This is a genomic window from Tsukamurella sp. USMM236 (assembly GCF_037148755.1).
In the GTDB taxonomy this organism is placed as follows: Bacteria; Actinomycetota; Actinomycetes; order Mycobacteriales; family Mycobacteriaceae; genus Tsukamurella.
On record NZ_JBBCSS010000002.1, the window covers coordinates 872369 to 891763 of the forward strand.

20 protein-coding genes are annotated in these 19395 nt (G+C 72.5%); 2 read left to right on the forward strand and 18 right to left on the reverse strand.

Features of this window, described 5'->3' with window-relative positions; translation table 11 throughout:
* Positions 1 to 112: 112 nt before the first annotated feature.
* From trmD to rpsP, 4 genes are read right to left on the reverse strand one after another with little or no spacing between them, the layout of a single operon-like run.
* Positions 113 to 823, reverse strand: a complete 711-nt coding sequence (gene trmD / locus WFK95_RS10125; protein WP_336670590.1) for a tRNA (guanosine(37)-N1)-methyltransferase TrmD — start codon at positions 821 to 823, stop codon at positions 113 to 115.
* A gap of 8 nt (positions 824 to 831) precedes the next feature.
* Positions 832 to 1353 (reverse strand): ribosome maturation factor RimM, encoded by a 522-nt coding sequence (gene rimM, locus WFK95_RS10130; protein WP_336670591.1) that lies wholly within the window; start codon positions 1351 to 1353, stop codon positions 832 to 834.
* Positions 1354 to 1357: 4 nt separating this feature from the next.
* The gene (locus WFK95_RS10135; RefSeq protein WP_013126270.1) at positions 1358 to 1606 is read right to left on the reverse strand and encodes an RNA-binding protein; all 249 of its coding nucleotides are present in this window, start codon (positions 1604 to 1606) and stop codon (positions 1358 to 1360) included.
* Positions 1607 to 2074, reverse strand: a complete 468-nt coding sequence (gene rpsP / locus WFK95_RS10140) for a 30S ribosomal protein S16 (RefSeq protein WP_336670592.1) — start codon at positions 2072 to 2074, stop codon at positions 1607 to 1609.
* A gap of 373 nt (positions 2075 to 2447) precedes the next feature.
* Between rpsP and WFK95_RS10145 the strand changes: the two genes are divergently transcribed.
* On the forward strand, positions 2448 to 3698 hold the full coding sequence (locus WFK95_RS10145) for an acyltransferase (RefSeq protein WP_336670593.1): 1251 nt from the start codon (positions 2448 to 2450) through the stop codon (positions 3696 to 3698).
* A 33-nt stretch (positions 3699 to 3731) separates the two neighbouring features.
* Positions 3732 to 4616 (forward strand): MerR family transcriptional regulator, encoded by an 885-nt coding sequence (locus WFK95_RS10150; protein ID WP_336670594.1) that lies wholly within the window; start codon positions 3732 to 3734, stop codon positions 4614 to 4616.
* 3 nt (positions 4617 to 4619) lie between these two features.
* Here the strand turns inward: WFK95_RS10150 and WFK95_RS10155 are convergent, their stop codons facing one another.
* The 14 genes from WFK95_RS10155 to WFK95_RS10220 form a co-directional block, all read right to left on the reverse strand.
* Entirely contained in the window at positions 4620 to 5702 is a 1083-nt protein-coding gene (locus WFK95_RS10155; RefSeq protein WP_336670595.1) for an amidohydrolase family protein, read from the reverse strand.
* 93 nt (positions 5703 to 5795) lie between these two features.
* Positions 5796 to 7367, reverse strand: coding sequence for a signal recognition particle protein (gene ffh, locus WFK95_RS10160; RefSeq protein ID WP_336670596.1), 1572 nt, complete (start codon positions 7365 to 7367; stop codon positions 5796 to 5798).
* A gap of 9 nt (positions 7368 to 7376) precedes the next feature.
* Positions 7377 to 9875, reverse strand: coding sequence for a [protein-PII] uridylyltransferase (locus WFK95_RS10165; RefSeq protein WP_443081541.1), 2499 nt, complete (start codon positions 9873 to 9875; stop codon positions 7377 to 7379).
* Between the two features lie 5 nt (positions 9876 to 9880).
* The gene (locus WFK95_RS10170) at positions 9881 to 10219 is read right to left on the reverse strand and encodes a P-II family nitrogen regulator (RefSeq protein ID WP_068524879.1); all 339 of its coding nucleotides are present in this window, start codon (positions 10217 to 10219) and stop codon (positions 9881 to 9883) included.
* A 52-nt stretch (positions 10220 to 10271) separates the two neighbouring features.
* Positions 10272 to 11600, reverse strand: a complete 1329-nt coding sequence (locus tag WFK95_RS10175; RefSeq protein ID WP_336670597.1) for an ammonium transporter — start codon at positions 11598 to 11600, stop codon at positions 10272 to 10274.
* A gap of 126 nt (positions 11601 to 11726) precedes the next feature.
* Complete coding sequence (locus WFK95_RS10180; RefSeq protein ID WP_336670598.1) at positions 11727 to 12266, reverse strand: SRPBCC family protein; 540 nt, start codon at positions 12264 to 12266, stop codon at positions 11727 to 11729.
* Between the two features lie 36 nt (positions 12267 to 12302).
* Positions 12303 to 13583, reverse strand: a complete 1281-nt coding sequence (locus WFK95_RS10185; protein WP_336670599.1) for an RNA polymerase sigma factor — start codon at positions 13581 to 13583, stop codon at positions 12303 to 12305.
* Positions 13580 to 13915: a YciI family protein gene (locus WFK95_RS10190; RefSeq protein WP_336670600.1), complete on the reverse strand. Its 336-nt coding sequence runs from the start codon at positions 13913 to 13915 to the stop codon at positions 13580 to 13582. Before WFK95_RS10190 ends, WFK95_RS10185 begins: the two co-directional genes overlap by 4 nt.
* A gap of 7 nt (positions 13916 to 13922) precedes the next feature.
* On the reverse strand, positions 13923 to 15188 hold the full coding sequence (locus WFK95_RS10195; RefSeq protein WP_336670601.1) for an alpha/beta hydrolase: 1266 nt from the start codon (positions 15186 to 15188) through the stop codon (positions 13923 to 13925).
* Positions 15185 to 15430, reverse strand: a complete 246-nt coding sequence (locus WFK95_RS10200; RefSeq protein ID WP_224646260.1) for a hypothetical protein — start codon at positions 15428 to 15430, stop codon at positions 15185 to 15187. Before WFK95_RS10200 ends, WFK95_RS10195 begins: the two co-directional genes overlap by 4 nt.
* Complete coding sequence (locus tag WFK95_RS10205) at positions 15427 to 16137, reverse strand: VOC family protein (RefSeq protein ID WP_336670602.1); 711 nt, start codon at positions 16135 to 16137, stop codon at positions 15427 to 15429. Before WFK95_RS10205 ends, WFK95_RS10200 begins: the two co-directional genes overlap by 4 nt.
* Positions 16138 to 16166: 29 nt before the next feature.
* On the reverse strand, positions 16167 to 16937 hold the full coding sequence (locus WFK95_RS10210) for a maleate cis-trans isomerase family protein (protein WP_336670603.1): 771 nt from the start codon (positions 16935 to 16937) through the stop codon (positions 16167 to 16169).
* A 172-nt stretch (positions 16938 to 17109) separates the two neighbouring features.
* A complete protein-coding gene (locus WFK95_RS10215; RefSeq protein WP_336670604.1) occupies positions 17110 to 17802 on the reverse strand; it encodes a TetR/AcrR family transcriptional regulator in 693 nt (230 codons plus the stop codon).
* Positions 17803 to 17844: 42 nt separating this feature from the next.
* Positions 17845 to 19389: an FAD-dependent monooxygenase gene (locus WFK95_RS10220; RefSeq protein ID WP_336670605.1), complete on the reverse strand. Its 1545-nt coding sequence runs from the start codon at positions 19387 to 19389 to the stop codon at positions 17845 to 17847.
* Positions 19390 to 19395 lie beyond the last annotated feature (6 nt).

Sequence of the window (19395 nt, forward strand, 5' to 3'; positions counted from 1 at the left end):
CGGCCGCGGCGGTGCGATCGCGTCGGCGATGTTCCCCGGGTTGACGATACCGATCGGCGATCCGTTCCCGGTGTTGATCGGTCCGGGGACATGCGGCGTGGCGTCCCGCCGGTCAGGCGGTGTTCTCGCCCGCGCCGGGCGGCAGCAGATCCGCCCGACGGTCCGCGGTCCGCGCGAGGGACTGCTCGCGGCGCCACTGCGCGACCTTGGCGTGATCGCCCGACAGCAGGACCGGGGGCACGGTGAGGTCGCGCCAGGTCTCGGGCCGCGTGTACGAGGGGCCTTCGAGGAGGCCGCCGGCACCGTCGGAGAAGGAGTCGTCCTGGTGGCTGAGCTTGTTGCCCAGCACGCCGGGGATGAGCCGGCCGAAGGCCTCGACCATGACGAGGACGGCGACCTCGCCGCCGATGAGGACGTAATCGCCGATGGACACCTCGACCACGCGGACGCGGCGGGCGGCGTCGTCGAAGACGCGCTGGTCGATGCCCTCGTACCGGCCGCAGGCGAAGACGATGTGCTCCTCGCGGGCCCACTCGTGCGCCATGGCCTGCGTGAACGGGACGCCCGCGGGCGTGGGGACGACGAGCAGGGCGTCGTCGGGGCAGACGTCGTCGAGGGCGGGGCCCCAGACGGTGGGCTTCATGACCATGCCGGGCCCGCCGCCGTAGGGCGAGTCGTCGACGGCCTTGTGCACGTCGTGGGTCCAGTCGCGCAGGTCGTGCACGCCGAACTCGAGCAGGCCCTTGTCGACCGCCTTGCCGAGCAGCGCCTGCCGCAGCGGCGCGAGGTACTCGGGGAAGATCGTCACCACGTCGATGCGCATGTCAGTCGCTACTCCGGATCGAGAAGACCCTCGGGCGGGTCGACGGTGACGACGCCGCCGGCGAGGTCGATGTCGGGGACGATGGCCGTGACGAACGGGATGAGGATCTCGCGGCCGTCGGGTGCCTTCACCGACAGCAGCTCGCCGCCGGGCGCGTGCAGCACCTCGGCGATGGTGCCGACGTCCTCGCCCCCGACGGTGCGGACGGCGAGGCCCTCGAGTTCGTGGTCATAGAACTCGTCGGGGTCGTCGCTCGGTTCGACGTCGGCGGAGTCGATGAGGAAGAGGGTGCCGCGCAGTTCATCGGCGGCGGTGCGGTCGTTCACGCCCTGCAGACGCACCAGCAGCCTCCCGGAATGGTTCCGGGAGGCTGCCACGGTGTACGTCTGGGTGTTCGTCTCGCGGGGGCGCCGGCCGGTGAGGACGGCGCCGTCCGCGAAGCGGAGCTCGGGCGAATCGGTGCGCACGTCCACGACGATCTCGCCGCGGATGCCGTGCGACTTGGCGACACGCCCGATCACGAGCTCCATCGGGTCAGCGAACCCGATCGGTGTCGACGACGTCGATCCGGATGCCCTTGCCGCCGATGCCGGTGACGAGGGTGCGCAGGGCGGTGGCTGTGCGGCCGCTACGGCCGATGACCTTGCCCAGGTCGTCCGGGTTCACGTGGACCTCGATCACGCGGCCGCGACGGCCGGTGATGAGGTCGACGCGGACGTCGTCCGGGTTCGACACGATGCCGCGCACGAGGTGCTCGACGGCATCAGCGACGACGGCACTCATTTACTCGCCCTCGGCCGGAGCCTCGGCGGCGGCCTCAACCGGAGCCTCAGCAGCCTCGGCGGGAGCCTCGTCGGCCTTCTTCTCCGCCTTCTTCTTGGGCGTGGTGGCGGCAGCGGCCGGCTCGTTGTCGGCGGCCGCGAGGGCCGCGTTGAACAGGTCCAGCTTGGACGGCTTCTCGGCGGCCGTCTTCAGGGTGCCCTCGGCGCCGGGGAGACCCTTGAACTTCTGCCAGTCACCGGTGATCTTCAGCAGGGCGAGGACGGGCTCAGTCGGCTGCGCGCCGACGCCCAGCCAGTACTGCACGCGCTCGGAGTCGATCGCGATGAGCGACGGCTCCTCCTTGGGGTGGTACTTGCCGATCGACTCGATCGCGCGGCCGTTGCGGCGGGTGCGCGAGTCAGCGATGACGACGCGGTACTGGGGGTTGCGGATCTTGCCGAGCCGCGTGAGCTTGATCTTGACAGCCATGTGCCTGTGGTTCCTTCGTGTGTAGTCACGTGTGCAATTCAGCGATGCGTCAGGATGAACGCACCCGGTTTTGCCGTCTGGTTGCGTGACCGCCGGGGCGGTATCTCAGCCGCTGCCGGTCAGCAGCGTTCCATTCTGCCACGCCGTGCGACCGGCGCGAAATCGCCCCGACGCCGGGTTCTCCGTAGACTGGCGGAACCAGACCGTGCACGACGTGACTCGCGCCACTTCGGCCCCGATGTTGCGAAAGCAATGGTTACCGACGGGTAAACTCAACCCCGTTGTTGCCTGCGCGATGCACCGTCAGCCCGGTGTAGCCCCCTGCCAGGCCGCAGACAGCCACCTCGCAGGATCGGACCGCAGACTCAGACATATGGCCACGCACCTGGACCGCACCGCCCCGTCGCCGGTGACCGCCGGCGACGCGGTCGCCCGTTCTCGCGGCGGCTATCTTTACCAGCTCGACTTCGTCCGCACGATCACCTTCCTGCTCGTGGTGTTCATCCACACGCTGACGAACACCAACGACGAGGTCAACGGCACCGTCACCAACGCGATCGCGATGAACCTGCACTTCACCCGCAACGCCTTCTTCGCGCTCACGGGCCTGGTGCTGGCGTACGGCATCGTGGAGCGCGGGGCGCGCCTGAGCCCCGTGCAGTTCTGGCGCAAGCGGCTCACCCTGGTCATCACGCCGTTCGTACTGTGGGCGTTCGCCTACTGGGCGTACGACATGGTTGTCGCCGGCAACGGCGGCCGGATCCCCACCGAGCTGGGCGACTTCTGGAACAGCCTCAAGTGGGGCGGCACCAACGGCTACCAGCTGTACTTCATCTTCGTCACGCTGCAGATCTACCTGCTGTTCCCGCTGATCTTCGCGTTCGTCGAGCGGACCCGGCGGTTCCACGTACCGATCCTCGCCGTGAGCGCGGTCCTCCAGGTGGGCATCTACGTCGCCGCCACCTACTGGAACCCGACCACCGGGTGGTGGGGAGAGAACTTCTGGCACCTGTACGCCACGTTCGTGCCGTACCAGTTCTTCATCCTGCTGGGCGTCGTCGCGGCCTTCCACCGGGAGCGGATCGAGGCGGTCCTGCTGCGGCACGCCCCGCTGATCTTCGCGGCCGCGGCGCTCGTCGCCGTGGGCGCGCAGGTGCTCTACCGGGTGCGCCTGGGCGACGAGACCGCGCCCATCGTGGCGTCGGCCGTCTTCCAGCCGGCCAACTTCGTCCTCTACGTCGTCCTGGTGGCGGCGGTGTACACGGTGGGCCTGCTGCTGGCCCGCAACCGGCACCGGCTGCCCCGTCTCACCCGGTTCGCGTCCTACGGGGCCAAGCGCTCCTTCGGCGTCTTCCTGGTGCACGTCATGGTCCTCGAGACCCTGCTCCTCCCCCGCACGGCCGACGGTGCCTCCTGGCTGACGACGGTGCTGCCCTCCCCCTTCGGCACCGCGGTCGCGTACGTGTTGACGATCGTGATCACGCTCGGCATCGTCGAGCTGCTGAGCCGCGCGCCGAAGGCGCAGTGGTGGGTCGGCCGGCCCCGCCCGGCGAAGCGGAAGCAGGCACCGTCGGAGCCGAGCGGGCAGAGCCTCGCCGGCATCGCCCGCCCCAGTACCTCTTGACTCTCCCCCCACTGGAGACCGCAGGCTGATCCCGTGACCGACGACAGCGCACTGTTCAGCATCGGCGACGTCGCGGCCCGGACCGGGGCGTCGGTGAAGACGATCCGGTTCTGGTCCGACGAGGGCCTCGTCCCCACCATCCGCAGCGCGGCCGGATACCGGCTATACGACGCGGAATCGGTGGCGCGGCTCGAGCTGGTGCGGACGCTGCGCGCGCTGGGCCTCGACGTGAAGACGGTGCGTGCCGTTCTCGCGGAGCAGGTCGGCCTCGCCGCGGTGGCCGACGCACATGCGAAGGCCCTCGACGCCGAGATCCGCACGCTGCGGATCCGGCGGGCGGTGCTGCGGTCGGTCGCCACCAGGAACAGTACGACCGAGGAGTTGAGAATCATGCACGAGATGGCGACATTGTCCGCGGCGGAGCGCCAGCGGATCATCGACGCGTTCGTCGACGAGGCCTTCGCCGGCATCGCCCCGGACGCCCCGGGCGCGCACATCGCGAACGGGATGCGGTCGATGCCCGCCGAACTGCCCGACGATCCGACGCCCGCCCAGGTCGACGCGTGGATCGAGCTGGCGGCGCTGGTCGCGGACGAGGGGTTCCGGGCCCGGGCCCGCGAGATGGCGGTCACGGGCGCCGCGGCGACGGAGGCGCCGGTGATGGTGGACCTCGAGGCCGCCCGCACGGCGGCGGAGAACGGGACCGCGCCGTATTCGGCGGAGGCCGCGGCGCTACTGGCGACGCTCCTACCGGAGGGCACGGACCGCGCCGCGATGGCCGATCAGATGGTGACCTTCACCGACGCGCGGGTCGAGCGCTACTGGTCATTGCTGGGCGTCCTGAACGGCTGGCCGCCGCGCCCGGCGATGGTGCCGGCGGCGGAGTGGGTCATCGCCGCGCTCCGCGCGCACGCCTAGCGGCTACCGGGGCAGGTCTGCGAGCTCGCCCCGGACCACCACGGCCGACGGTGCCGGCAGGGCGCCGTGGGCGAGCGCGACGCGCGGGTCCTCGTAGTAGATCACCAGGTCGGCAGGGGCGCCGTCGTCGACCCCGGCGAAGCCGAGCCACTGCCGCGCCCGCCAGGACGCGGCGGCGATCGCCTCCTCCGGCGGCATGACGGCGGCGAGCGCCTCGATCTCCCGGGGCAGGGCGCCGTGCACGTTGAAGCCGCCGGCGTCGGTGCCGGCGTACATGGCGACGCCGGCCTCCCAGGCCGCCCGGAACGTCGCCTTGCGACGGTCGTGCAGCGCCATCATGTGCCGGTGATAGGTGGGGAACTTGTCGCGGGCGGGGGCGGCGATGGAGGGGAAGTTCTCGATCTGGATCATGGTGGGCACCAGGCCGATCCCCTTCTCGACCATGATCTCGATGGTGTCGGCGGTGAGGCCCGAGCCGTGCTCGATCGCGTCGACGCCGGCGGCCAGCAGCCCGGGGAGGGCGTCCTCGCCGAAGACGTGCGCGGTGATCCGGGCACCGGCGTCGTGCGCCGCGGCTACGGCCTCGGCGAGCACGTCGTCGGGCCAGAGCGGCGCGAGGTCGCCGGCGGACCGGTCGATCCAGTCCCCCACCAGCTTGATCCACGGGTGTCCCTCGGCGGCGCGACGGCGCACCGCGTCGACGAGCTGCGACGGGTCCTCGAGCTGCTCGCCGAGCCCGCGGGTGTACCGCTTGACCAGCGCGATGTGCCGGCCCATGCGGACGAAGCGCGGCAGGCCGGGCTGCCCGTCCAGCGGCGACGTGTCGAGGTCGGAGCCGGGTTCGCGGATCACGGTGACGCCGACGGCGACGTCCTCCAGCGCGAGGGCGCGGCCGCGCACCAGGTCGGGCTCGCCCTCCTCGACGATGCCGACGTGGCAGTGCGCGTCGACGTAGCCGGGCACCGCGAAGCCGCGCAGCTCGGTGGCGGGACCGCCCGGATCCGACAGGTGGACGACACCGTCGGACACCCAGAACTCGCCCTCGCCGCCGGGCAGGACGGCGCCGGTGAAGTGCAGATCGCTCACCCGGGCAACCCTACGTCGTGAAACCGGGCGATTTCGACGGTACGAGGCCATTTACGGCCCCGTACCGCAGGATTCCGCCGGTTTCGCGAGGTCCTACCGCTTCTTGCGCAGCTGCTCCTCGAGCGCGGCCATGTCGATGCCCTCCAGGCCGGGGGGCAGCTGGTCGAGGCCCTTGGGCATGCTCGACAGGTCCATTCCGGCGGGCATGCCGGGCATCCCGGGGAAGCCGCCGCCCATGCGGGGCCCCGCGGGGCCGGTCTGCCGGGCGCGGTTGTTCTTCTTGCCCTGCTTGCCCTTCTGCTTGCGCTTGGACAGCCGCTTGGGGGCGCCGCCACCGAAGCCGGCCATCTGCGACATCATCTTGCGCGCCTCGAAGAAGCGGTCCACCAGCTGGTTCACGTCGGTGACGGTGACGCCGGAGCCCTTGGCGATGCGCAGGCGGCGCGAGGCGTTGATGATCTTCGGGTCGCTGCGCTCGGCCGGGGTCATGCCGCGGATGATCGCCTGGATCCGGTCGAGCTGGCTGTCGTCGACCGCCGCGAGGGCGTCCTTCATCTGGCCCGCGCCGGGCAGCATGCCCAGCAGGTTCCCGATGGGGCCCATCTTGCGGATCATCAGCATCTGGTCGAGGAAGTCCTCGAGGGTCAGCTCGCCGGAGGTGATCTTGGCGGCCGCCTCCTCCGCCTTCTGCTGATCCATGTGCTGCTCGGCCTGCTCGATGAGCGAGAGCACGTCGCCCATGCCGAGGATCCGGGAGCTCATCCGGTCCGGGTGGAAGACGTCGAAATCGTCGAGCTTCTCGCCCGTGGACGCGAACAGGATCGGCTTGCCGGTGATCTCGCGGACCGAGAGCGCCGCGCCGCCGCGGGCGTCGCCGTCGAGCTTGGTGAGCACGACGCCGGTGAAGTCGACGCCGTCGGCGAAGGCCTGCGCGGTGGTCACCGCGTCCTGGCCGATCATGGCGTCGAGGACGAACAGCACCTCGTCGGGGTCGACGGCGTCGCGGATCGCCTTGGCCTGCCCCATCAGCTCCTCGTCGATGCCGAGGCGGCCGGCGGTGTCGACGATCACGACGTCGTGCTGCTTGGCCCGGGCCTCGGCGATGCCGCCGCGCGCGACCTCGACGGGGTCGGCCGCGCTGACGCCGAGCTCGCCCTCGCCGCCGACGGAGGTGCCGGGGTGCGGCGCGTAGGTGGGCACGCCGGCGCGCTCGCCGACGATCTTCAGCTGGTCGACGGCGCCGGGACGCTGCAGGTCGCAGGCCACGAGCATCGGCGTGTGGCCCTGCTTCTTGAGGAAGGCGGCCAGCTTGCCGGCGAGCGTGGTCTTACCGGCGCCCTGCAGGCCGGCCAGCATGATCACGGTCGGCGGGGTCTTCGCCAGGTTCAGTCGCCGGGTCTCGCCGCCGAGGATGGCGACGAGCTCCTCGTTGACGATCTTGACGATCTGCTGCGCGGGGTTGAGCGCGGCCGAGACCTCGTGGCCCTTGGCCCGCTCCTTGACCCGGGCGACGAAGGCGCGCACCACGGGCAGCGCGACGTCGGCCTCGAGCAGCGCGAGCCTGATCTCGCGCGCCGTCGCGTCGATGTCGGCGTCGGTGAGCCGGCCCTTGCCGCGCAGGTCCTTGAGCGCGCCTGTGAGCCGATCGGAGAGGGATTCGAACATTGCTCCAGACTATCGGGTCGGCTCGTCGTCCGGTGGCGCAGGCGGCGCGGCCTCCGGCAGAACGGCGATGACGGCCTCCTCGGCGCGGGCCCGGACGGCCGCTTCGTCGCCGGGCACCGCGAGGCAGAAGACGTCGACGGCGGTGGCGCCGAGCGTGGCCAGCTTGGCCCACCGGACGTCGAGGTCGGCATCGTCGAGGGCGCCCGCGACCCGCGCGAGCAGGCCGGGGGTGTCGCCGGACCGGACCTCGAGGACGACGGTGCCGGGCGCACCGTCGAACCAGCGCAGCCGGGGTGGGGCGGCTACCCGCAGCGGCGGGGCGGCGACGCTGCCGTCGACGGGGGCCGACGCGGCGCGCTCGCGGGCGCGCAGCTCGGCGAGCACGTCGGCACCGTCCAGCGCGGCGAGGAGCCGCTGCCGGACGACCGCCGGATCGGGCGGGTCGCCGAAGGTGGGCACCACGAGGAAGGTGTTGACCGCGGACTCCCCCACGGCGCCGACGGTGGCGCTCTGGACCCGCAGGCCGGCGAGCGCGAGCACGGCCGCCATCCGAGCGAGGACGCCGCGCCGGTCGGGGCCGACGACGGCGACGGTGAAGGTGTGCGGCCCCAGCGCGGGCGCGGGCGTGATCCGCACGTGCGTCCCGCCCGCCGCGGCGAGCGCCGCCACCTCCTCGGGCACGGGACCGGGCTGCGGCGCGGGCTCCCCGTCCAGCACCCGGTTGGTGCGGCGGACGAGCTCGCCGATGAGCCGCGACTTCCAGTCGCCCCAGACCCCGGGCCCGGTGGCGAGCGAGTCGGCCTCCGCGAGGGCATGCAGCAGCTCCAGCAGGACGGGATCGTGGCCGATCTTCTCCGCGACCATCTCGATCGTCGCGGGATCGTCGAGGTCACGCCGGGTGGCGACGGCGGGCAGCAGGAGGTGGTGCCGGACCATCGCGGCGAGGAGGGCGGTGTCGTCGGCGGAGAGCCCGAGCCGGGCGGCGATCGCCTCGGCGAGTTCGGCGCCGATCACGCTGTGATCGCCGCCGCGGCCCTTGCCCAGGTCGTGCAGCAGCGCGCCGAGCACGAGCAGGTCGGGCCGGGCGACGTCGGTGGCGCGGTTGGCGGCGTGCGCGGCGGTCTCCATCAGATGCCGGTCGACGGTCCAGGTGTGCACCGCGTCGCGCGGCGGGAGGTCGCGCACGGCGCCCCACTCCGGCAGCAGCCGCCCCCAGAGGCCGGTGCGGTCGAGGGCCTCGATCACGGGCACGGCGCCGCGCCCGGCGCCGAGCAGCGCGAGCAGGTCGGCGACGGTCTCCGCCGACCAGGGGCTGCGCGGGGCGGGCGTGACCTCGGCGAGCCGGGCGAGGGTGGACGCCGACATGGGCAGTCCGGACGCGGCGGCCGCGGCGGCGACGCGAACGGTGAGGCCCGTGTCGCGGTCCGGCCGGGCGTCGCGGGCGAGCGCGACCTCGCCGGCGTGCTCGACGACGCCCTCGGCGAGGGGGCGCCGCACGGGCGGGCGGCGCAGCCGGGAGAAGCCGCGGCGCGGCAGGGCGTTCTGGGCGGTGCGGATGCCCACGTCGACGGCGTAGGCCACGGTGCGGCCGCTGTCGCTGATGGTGCGGGCCAGGTCGAACCGGTCGCCGAGGCGGAGCGCGGCGCCGATCTCGTCGGCCTCCTGGGCGCGGACCTGGTCCCGGGCACGGCCGGCGATGCGGTGCAGTTCGGTGCGCACGTCGAGCAGCCGGGCGTAGGCGGCGGCCAGGTCATTGCCGGTGGTGCCGTTCGGCGTGGCCGACGGGGTCGGGATCCCGTCGGTCAGCTGCGCCAGCGAGAGGGCCTGCAGGAGTTGCACGTCGCGCATGCCGCCGCGACCGTTCTTGAGGTCGGGTTCGGCACGGTGGGCGATCTCCCCCGAGCGGCGCCACCGCTCGCGCGCCTGCTCGGCGAGGTCGTCGACGCGGGAGCGGATGTCGGCGCGCCACTGCCGGCGCACGCCGCTGATGAGCAGGTTCGTGATCTCCTCGTCGCCGACGATGTGCCGGGCGTCGAGCAGCCCGAGGGCCGCGGTGAGATCGGACTGGGCGACGCGGACCGCCTCGGGGACGGTGCGGACGCTGTGGTCGAGCTTGATGTGCGCGTCCCACAGCGGGTACCAGATGCTCTCGGCGACGGCCGTCACGCGTTCCGGGTCCAGCCCGTCGTCGTGCACGAGCAGGAGGTCGAAGTCGCTGTGGGGCAGTAGCTCCCGACGCCCCAGGCCGCCGACCGCGACGAGGGCGAGCCCGCTGTCCGGGCCGATGCCGGCGGCAGCGCCGTGGGTGGTGAGCCACACCTCGGCCAGGTCGGCGAGGGCGCCGCGCAGGGCGGCGGGCTCGAGCCGGTGCGGGCCCGACGCCCGGTCGAGGAGGCGGGTGCGGGCGGCGACGAGTTCCTTCGCGCCGCTGAGTCCGCCCGTCTGCCCGCCGCCCGCGGGCGACCCGCTCTCCCCGATCGTCACGATCGCCCTGCCCGGCACCGTCATCGTCGCTACAGGGCCTCGTTGCCGCGCTCGCCGGTGCGCACGCGCACGACGGACTCGACGGGCGTGACCCAGACCTTGCCGTCGCCGATCTTGCCGGTGCGGGCGCCCTCGACGATCACGTCGACCACGCTGTCCACGACGGCGTCGTCGACGACGACCTCGATGCGGACCTTGGGCACGAAGTCCACGGAGTACTCGGCGCCGCGGTACACCTCGGTGTGCCCCTTCTGCCGGCCGTAGCCCTGCACCTCGCTGACGGTCATACCGAGGATCCCGGCCTGCTCGAGGCCCGCCTTCACGTCCTCGAGCGTGAAGGGCTTGACGATCGCGGTGACCAGCTTCATAAGAGTTTCCTTCGCTTAAGTCGGTTGTGGATTCAGCTTAGATCCGGTCACCTCAGACCAGGTCGTACGCCGTCTCTGCGTGCTCGGAATTGTCGATGCCGTCGGCCTCGGCCTCCTTCTCGACGCGCCAGCCGAGCGGCTTGAGCGCGAAGGCGATGACCGCGGTGAGGATCGCCGTGAAGGCCAGGGCGACTGCGGCGATGACGATCTGCACGACCAGCTGCTTGTAGTCGCCGCCGTAGAACAGGCCGGTGTCCTTGGCCAGGAAGCCGAGGGCGACGGTGCCGATCACGCCGGCCACCAGGTGCACGCCCACCACGTCGAGCGAGTCGTCGAAGCCGAACTTGGACTTGAGGCCCACGCCGAAGGCGGCGGCGACGCCGGCCACGACGCCCAGGATGAGGGCGCCCACGGGGGTCACGTTCGCGCAGGCCGGGGTGATGGCGACGAGGCCGGCGACGACGCCCGACGCGGCACCGACCGTGGTGGCGTGGCCGTCGCGGAACTTCTCCACCGCGAGCCAGCCGAGCATCGCGGCGGCGGTGGCCGCGGTCGTGTTGACCCAGGCCAGGCCGGCCGTGGCGTTGGCGCCGAGCGCGGAGCCGGCGTTGAAGCCGAACCAGCCGAACCACAGGAGGGCGGCGCCGAGCATCACGAACGGGATGTTGTGCGGGCGGTAGGAGTGCTTGCCGAAGCCCAGGCGCTTGCCGACGATGATCGCCAGCACGAGGCCCGCGATACCGGCGTTGATGTGCACCACGGTGCCGCCGGCGAAGTCGATCGGCGCCACGGTGGCGTGGCCGTCGGTGGTGCCGAACATCTTCGCGGCGATGCCGCCCTCGGCGCCCGACAGCAGGCCGCCGCCCCACACCATGTGGGCCAGGGGCAGGTACACGACGGTGGTCCAGATGCCGGTGAACAGCAGCCACGTCCCGAACTTCACGCGCTCGGCGAGAGCGCCCGAGATCAGCGCGACGGTGATCACGGCGAAGGTCAGCTGGAAGCCGGCGAAGACGATCGCCGGGAGGCCGCTGCCCGCGGCGTTGAGCACCACCAGGGTGTCCTCGCCCGACGTCTTGGTCTCCATCAGCTGGTCCAGGCCGAAGTACTTGAAGGGGTTGTCGAACATCCCGAGGTAGTTGCCCTCCCCGGAGAACGACATCGAGTAGCCCCACAGCACGTAGATCACGGAGACCAGGCCCAGCGAGCCGATCGACATCATCATCATGTTGAGCACGCTCTTCTGGCGGGACAGACCGCCGTAGAAGAACGCGAGGGCGGGCGTCATGAGCAGCACCAACGCCGCGGACATCAGCATCCACGCGGTGGTGCCGGAGTCGACCTTGCCGAACAGTTCGTCGGGCACAGAAGCCAAGAGCACGGGAAACCTCCTCGGGCGCGCCGCCGTTGCGGTGCGAGTGAGAACAGCTTCGGCGGCCGCGGTTTCCCTGCGGGGGCGCTCGTGTTGCTCGTGTGTAACCGGTCGGCCCGGGTTCGGGCCGTTCGGTTACGCCCGTGTTTCCGACGGTGCCGCCCCGCCGGCGCCGTCCGCGTCGGGATACCGGGGAATGGGCTGCCCCGCACCGGTCGTGACCAGCTGCGGGATGCTGGTGCGCACGTAGAAGCTCCAGCCGCGCGAGCAGGCCTCGAAGCATTCCGACTCGGCGGTCAGACCGACGTGGGTGAGGCGCAGCTCGGTGCCGCGGTCCACCGGCGTGAGGTCGATGATCACGTCGGTGTCGCGCCATTCGTGGCGGTCCTCGATGAAGGTCATCTCACAGTCCACGGCGTGCCAGGCGACCCGGGTGGGGCTCACCTCGGTGATCCGGAACCGGCAGAACCGGATGCCCTCCTTGGCCCGGGAGGTCTCCCCGGGGTACGCGGCGTCGTCGGTGAAGACGAACTCGTCGCCGACGGCGGCGGAGTGGCCGATGAGGTTCTCGGTCCACCATCCGCGCACGTCCAGGACCGCGGCGAGGACGCGTTCCGGCGCGCGGTCGATCGTCACGGAAGCGGTCAGGTACTGGGTGTTCTCCATGGTCGACATGATCTGGCTCCTTCGGTCGGGGGTCGTCCACCCCACCTACGGATGGGAGCGCCCGGAATCGACATCCGCCGCGAAGAAGTTCTCCGGCCGGCGTCCGCCGCGCAGCTCGCGCACCCGTCGGGCCAGGTAGGCGCGCTCGGGGTCGGTGGGCGCGAGCGCCAGGGCCTCCTCGTACGCCGCCAGGGCCTCGGTCGTGCGCCCGGCCCGCCGCAGCAGGTCGGCGCGGGTCGCGGGCAGCAGGTGGTAGCCGTCGAGGGCGCCGATGTCGGCGAGCCCGTCCACGATCGCGAGGCCCGCGGGCGGACCGTCGGCCATGGCGACCGCGACGGCCCGGTTGAGCTCGACGACGGGTGACGGCGCCGTGCGGGCGAGCTCGGCGTACAGCACGGCGATCTGCCGCCAGTCCGTGCGCCGCGCATCCGGCGCCGACGCGTGGCAGGCGGCGATCGCCGCCTGCACCTGGTAGGGGCCGGGCCGCCCGGCGGCGAGCGCCGCGTCCAGCAGGGCCAGGCCCTCCTCGATCAGCGCCCGGTCCCAGCGGCTCCGGTCCTGCTCCTCGAGCGGCACGAGCACCCCGTCGCGCACCCGGTGGGCGCGGCGCGCCTCGCTGAGCAGCATGAGGGCGAGCAGGCCGCGCGCCTCGGGCTCGTCGGGCAGCAGCCGGTCCAGCACGCGTCCGAGGTGTAGGGCCTCTCCGGTGAGGTCGCGGACGCCGTCGACCTCGTCGTAGCCCTCGTTGAAGATCAGGTACACGACGGCCAGCACCGCGGGGAGGCGCTGCGGCAGCAGGTCCGGGGGCGGGACGCGGTACGGGATCCCCGCCTCGGCGATCTTCCGCTTGGCCCGGACGATCCGCTGGGCCGTCGCCGACTCGGTGGTGAGCAGCGCGGCGGCGATCTCGCCGGTCGTGAGCCCGGCGAGGGTGCGCAGTGTGAGGGCGACGCGGGCGGCGAGCGGCAGCGCGGGGTGGCAGCAGGTGAAGATCAGGCGCAGCCGCTCGTCGGGGATGTGGTCCGGCGGCTCGTCCTCCCCCGGGTTCGCGAGCGCCGCGAGCCGGCGCGTCCGTTCGCGACCGGTGGCGTCGTGCCGCAGGCGGTCCCGCGCCTTGTTCCGGGCGGTGATGGTGAGCCACGCGCCGGGCCGCGGTGGCACGCCGTCCCGGGGCCAGGTCGCGAGGGCGGCGGCGAAGGCCTCCTGCGTGCAGTCCTCGGCGAGGTCCCAGTCGCCCGTGAGACCGATCAGCGTGGCGACGACCTGGCCCCACTCGTCCCGGTACGCGTCGGCGACCGCGCGCTGCACCGCGTCGGGGGCGGTCATTCCCAGACGGGCCGGACCTCGACGCACCCGCGGGCCGCGTACGGGTGGTTCGCGGCGATCGCGAGGGCCTCGTCGAGGTCGGCGCACTCGATGATGTCGATCCCGCCGACGACGTCCTTGGTCTCCGCGAACGGCCCGTCGGAGACGAGGGTCTCGCCGCCGCGCACGCGGACGGTGGTGGCGTCGGCGACGGGCCGCAGCCGGGCCCCGCCGAGCATGGCCCCGCGGCGCCGGAGGTCCTCGTCGTAGGCGCGGTAGGCGGGGTCGGCGGCGATCTCCTCGTTGGTCGGCGAGCCGTCCTCGTCGTCGCAGATCAGCAGCACGTACTTCACGACTCGATTATGCGCCCGCGGTGCCGATCCCGCGGGCCCCGAGCCAGCGCTCGATCTCATCGCCGGCGAGCGCCGCGGCCGTCCGCTCGCCCGCCGTGAGGGCCGCGCCGAAGTGCTTCCCGCGCACCCGTACGTGCTCGATGTCGTCGGTCCCGAACGCCGCGACCATCGCGCGGGCGTCGTCGGGGAAGCACGCCTGATCGCCGGTGATCTCGACGAACAGGGTCGGCACGGTGACGGCGGGGGCGCAGCGCAGGAAGCCGGCGTTGCTGCTGAGCGCCGACCACGTGGACAGCCACGCGTCGGGGGTGGTCAGCCGCCCGAAGCCCACGACGCCGTAGTCGGTGAGGTCGGGCCGGGAACCGAACAGCGAGCCGTAGGGCCGGTCGTTCGGGTCGAGCGACGGGTCGGTGCAGCGCAGGTCGGCGTCCGTGCGGTGCACCGTGATGAACTCGGTGGCCAGCGCGTCGCGGCGGTCGGCGGGGTCGCCGGACTCCGCGAACCGCTGCTGGGCGGCGCGGGCGCGGGCCACCCGCTCGCGCGCGAGGGCGTCGATCCGCTCCACCCGCGCGCGTTGCGCCGCGCGGTAGCGCTGCACGAACTCGGGCGGGTAGGTGCTCGGGGCGGGCGCGGGCGCGTAGCCGTTGTCCGGGCTGAAGGGGTCGAGCTCGGGCAGGATCGAACGGGGGTCGTCCTCGTCGGCGACCGACGGGTCGATCATGCGGAGCAGCAGCTCGCCCTGTCCGGGGTGCGGCGCCATGAACACCGCGAGGTCGGGTGCGGGCATCCGCGCGTCGCGCAGCTTCACGGGCTTGCCGCTCGGGGTCCGTGCGAGCCGTTCCTGGGCGGGCAGGCCGGCCTGTTCCAGGTAGAAGGCGGCCAGCGCGCCGCCGCCGGAGTGGCCGACCGCGATCACGGTGCCGAAGCCCTCGTCGCGCAGGAAGGCGTGGCCGGCGGCCATGTCGAGCAGCGCCTGCTCGTGCAGCAGCGTCAGGTCGTTGCCCTGGGTGCGGCTGCCCTGGGTCCAGACGGCGACGCCGCGACGCAGGAATTCGGGCACCAGGACGTGGTGCGCGAAGTCCTGCCGGGGGTGCATGAGGAAGGCGACGGCGGTGGCGCCGGGCACGGTGCGGAGCAGGCCGGAGACCTTGGCCCCGTCGACGGTGCTCAGCTCGACGGGGGTGGTGACGGTGCCGTCGGGCACGGCCTCGGCGTCGAGGTAGCGGCCCGCGCCGAGGCCGGTGGCGGCGCCCGCGCGCTCGGCGGTGGTCACCGGTCCACCACCCGGAGCGCGTCCTTGTCGTGCTGGGCGACGCGCGAGTCCTCCAGGCCCGCGAGGGCGCTGTACCAGACGGCGTGCCGGCAGCCGGTGGCGCGGCGATCGATCGCGATCTCCTCCGGCCGGGTGATCCGGAAGTACGGACCGACCCGCACGATCTCGTTGCGCGGCTCGGCGCCCGCGACCTTGAGGACGCCCTCGTTCTCGGGGACGTCGAGGACGTAGATGCGGCTCATCGGACCTCGGCCTCCTCGTCGGCGTTCCACGCGGCGTCGCCGGTCGCATCGCCGGTCGCGACGAGCCCGGCCAGCTCCCGCTGCCGCTCCTCCCACCTCTCGGCCTTCTCCACGATCAGCTCGGCCTTGCGCATCAGGAGCGCGTCCATCGACGGTGTGCCGCCCGAGACCACGTCGCACAGCGCCTCCAGGGTGAGGGCGGCGTCCAGGTCCTCCTGGGGCGTCACGGGGCGCAGGGCGCGGGTGATCTCGATCATGTAGCCGTTGGGATCGTGGGTGTAGATCGACTCGATGGTCTCGTGCATCACCTGCATCTCGCACGGCCAGTCCGAGGCGTCGAGGCGGCGGCGGTACTCCAGCAGGTCCTCCTCGCCGTCGACGTGGATGGCGAGGTGGCGGGAGTTCTTGAAGAACTCGGGCGTGCCCTGGGGAAGGCGCGCCCAGGAGTCGCCGGGGGCGCTCTGGTCGCCGAAGGGCTCGAGCCCGAAGTAGTAGAAGAACGCCATCCGGTCGCCGTTGCCGATGTCGAAGAAGAAGTGGATGAAGTCGGGGTGGTTCTCGGGGCCCCAGCCCGCGGCGCAGATCGAGTGGACGATGGGGAACTTGAGCACGCCGTTGTAGAAGTTCACGGTGCCGACGGGGTCGAAGGTCGGGAAGGCGGCGTGGTCGACCCCCTGGACGCGGTGCTCGGAAGTGCTGGCGGACATGTCTTCTCCTTATCCGGTGGCGAGTGGGGTCAGGCGCCGGCGGCGGCCGGGGCGGCGGCATCGGCGCGCAGCAGCGACCCGGCGCCGGGGATGTCGACGGTGGCGCCGACGGAGCGCAGGATGCGGTAGGCGCCGGCGGTGGCGGCGGTGATCACGGGGATGCCGAACTCGTCCTCGGCGGCCTGGACCAGGTCGAGCGAGGGCATCTGGACGCACGCGGAGAGCACGAGCGCGTCGACGCCGGTGAGGTCGAGGCTGCGCGCGGCCTCCATGACGCGGTCGCCGGGGATGCAGCCGACCTCGGCGTTGTCGGCCACCTCGAGGGCGCGCCAGTCGGTCACCGTCAGGCCCTCGTGCTCGAGGTACGCCATCACCTGCTCGGCGAGCGGGCGCAGATACGGGGTGACGACGGCGATCCGCGTGGCGCCCATGTCGCTGAGGGCGTCCACGAGGGCGCCGGCGCTGGAGAGCACGCGGGCGTCGCTGCCGCCCTCCGAGAGCTGCTCGGCGATCTTCGCCTCCACGCCGTGGTGCTCGCCGAGGCCGGTGGACATGATCGCGACGAGGCAGGCGTAGAGCATCGCGTCGACGCCCGCGTCACCGAGCTCGATGACGCAGCGCTCGCGCTGGGCGTTCATGGCGCGCAACTGCTCCGGGGAGACCTTCTGCATCCGCATGCGGCTGGAGTGGAAGGTGAACGCCTCCTCCGGGTGCCGGCCGAGGATCCGCGGCATCTCGGTCTCGACGGTGACGTTCGAGCTGGGGACGACCAGTCCGATCCGGATGGGCTTGGCGCTCATGGTGCTCCTCTGCGTGTGGTTCGTCGTTCCCTTCCAGTATTCGACGCCTTCGTAAAATTGTCAACACTCATGTTCACATGTCTACGTCGCCGTCACGAACCGGCCCGAGAAACGCCACTCGCCCGGCCGATGCGGCCGGGCGAGTGCGTGTGTTCGGTTGTGGGAGCGGGCGTCAGATCAGGGGCTCCAGGCGGTCCAGGCGGTCCCGGATCTCCGAGAGCAGCCCGGCGGGCCCCGAGGCCCCGTCGCCGGACTCCGGAACGCACAGCATGCGCCGGGCCAGCGCGGCGACGGTGTCCACGATGGCCTTGACCTCGACGGCGTCGGCGGGCCGCGCCCACCAGGCCACCCAGTTGCACATGCCGAGCAGGCTCAGCGCCGCGGTGCGGGCGTCGACGGGGACGAACTCCCCCTTCTTGACGCCCTCCTCGATGATCGCGATCGTCTCGCGCAGCACCTGCCGCTTGGCGCGCGCGTGCACCGCGCCCGCCTCCTCCGGCAGCATCATCTCGGAACGGTCCAGGATCCGGAACTGGCTCGGGTGCTCGGCGCGCTGCTGGACCAGCTGCTCGGTGAGCAGCGTGATCTTCTCGGTCGGCGCCAGGTCCGACCGGTTGCGCAGCTCCTCGATCACGTCGGCGAGATCCTTGGAGACCCGCTCGACGAGCATGACCAGCAGGTCCTCCTTGCTGCTGAGGTAGTGGTACAGCGCCGGCCGCGAGACACCCACCGCGTCGGCGATGTCCTGCAGGCTGGTCGCGTCGTACCCCTTGACCGCGAACAGGTCCGTCGCCGCGTCCAGCACGTCCCCGACGATCAGATCCCGCCGCCGCGATCCGCGGCCCGGTTTCTCCACTGTCGACATGTCGACGACCCTATCCCGCGGCGCGACCGGCCGCCGGGACGCTCATGCCGTGAGCACCACCGCGTCGGCCCGGCCCACGGCCACGGCCGCGGCCGCCTCCGCGCGCAGCGCGGCGGGGATCTCGACCACGACCGTCTTGCCGTCCCAGCGGATCCGTTCGGCCAGGTCGATCCGCGCGCCCACCGCCGCGGGGTCCGACGGTCCGCCCACCACGACCACGGCCGAGGGTGCGGCGGTCGCGTCCGCGACGAAGGCGTCGTGCCCGGCCTCCCAGGCCGCGCCGCCGTTCCACTCGACCCGGGTCGCGTCCTGGAGTTCTTCGACGCCGATCACCTTCGACGGTGCGCGCAGCGCCTCGGTCTCCAGCGGCAGGTCCAGCACCCAGTCGTCGACGGTGCCCCAGTCCCCCGCCGGCTCGGCGCCCAGGCCGCGCAGCGCGACGGCCGCCGCCTCCGGGAACTCGGCCGCGTAGTGCTCGATCCCGAGGTTCCCCGCCCGGGTCATGTACGACAGCGCAGTGGCCTCCGGCGCCGCGCCGGCGCGGTCGCGGAAGCTGGTCCACCAGTTCTGCGAACGCGCGGCGAGGTGCTTGAACCGCTGCACCGAGGGGCGGCGGGCGGCCTCGTAGGCGGCGAAGGCCGCGTCCGTGTCGGCGTGCGCGGCGAGCGCGGCGGCGAGGGCGATGGCGTCCTCGATCGCCAGCTTGGTGCCGGAGCCGATCGTGTAGTGCGCGGTGTGCGCCGCGTCGCCGATCAGCACCACGTTGCCGCTGGACCAGCGGTCCAGGGTCACCGTCGGGAACTGCGCCCAGCGAGTGCGATTGGCGAGCAGCTCACCGCCGTTCAGCTCGCGGGCGAACACCCGCTCGAGGTGCCTCAGGCTCGCGGTGTCCGACTCCCCTGCGGGCGTCGCCGCTGCGTTGGCCGCGAGCCCCGCGGCCTCCCAGGTGATGTCGTCGGCCTCGATCAGGAAGGTGCTTCGGTCGTCGGCGTAGGGGTACGCGTGGACCACGAACAGCTCGTCGCCCTCGCCGCGCCAGGTGAAGTTGGCGTTGTCGACGGCGAAATCGGTCCCGCACCACATGAAGTGCAGTCGGCCGTAGTCGACGTGCACGCCGAGCCCGTCCGCCACGGCGTCGCGGACGGCACTGCGCGCGCCGTCGGCGGCGACGATCACGTCGGCCGAGACGTCGTCGAGGCCGGCCTTCACACCGCTGCGGATCTCGACGCCCACCTCGAGCGCCGCCTTGGTGAGCACCTCGAGGAGCGCGGCCCGGCCGATCGCGAGGTTCCGCGCGCCGTGCAGGCCCACGTCACCGGCGTCGGTGCGCAGCACGAGCGAGTGGCCGCCGTGGCTGACCTCGCGCATCCGGTCCGCGGTCTGCGGGTCGACCTTGGCGAGGTTGTTCATCGTGGCCTCGGTGAGCCCGACGCCGAAGCCGAAGGTCTCGCTGCTGCTGTCGGTCCGCTCGTACACGGTGACGAGGGCGTTCGGGTCGGCGAGCTTGATCAGGCGCCCGGCGGCGAGGCCGGCGGGGCCGCCGCCGATGATCGCGACGGTGCGGCCGGGGGGGGTATGAGAAGTCATGGCGGT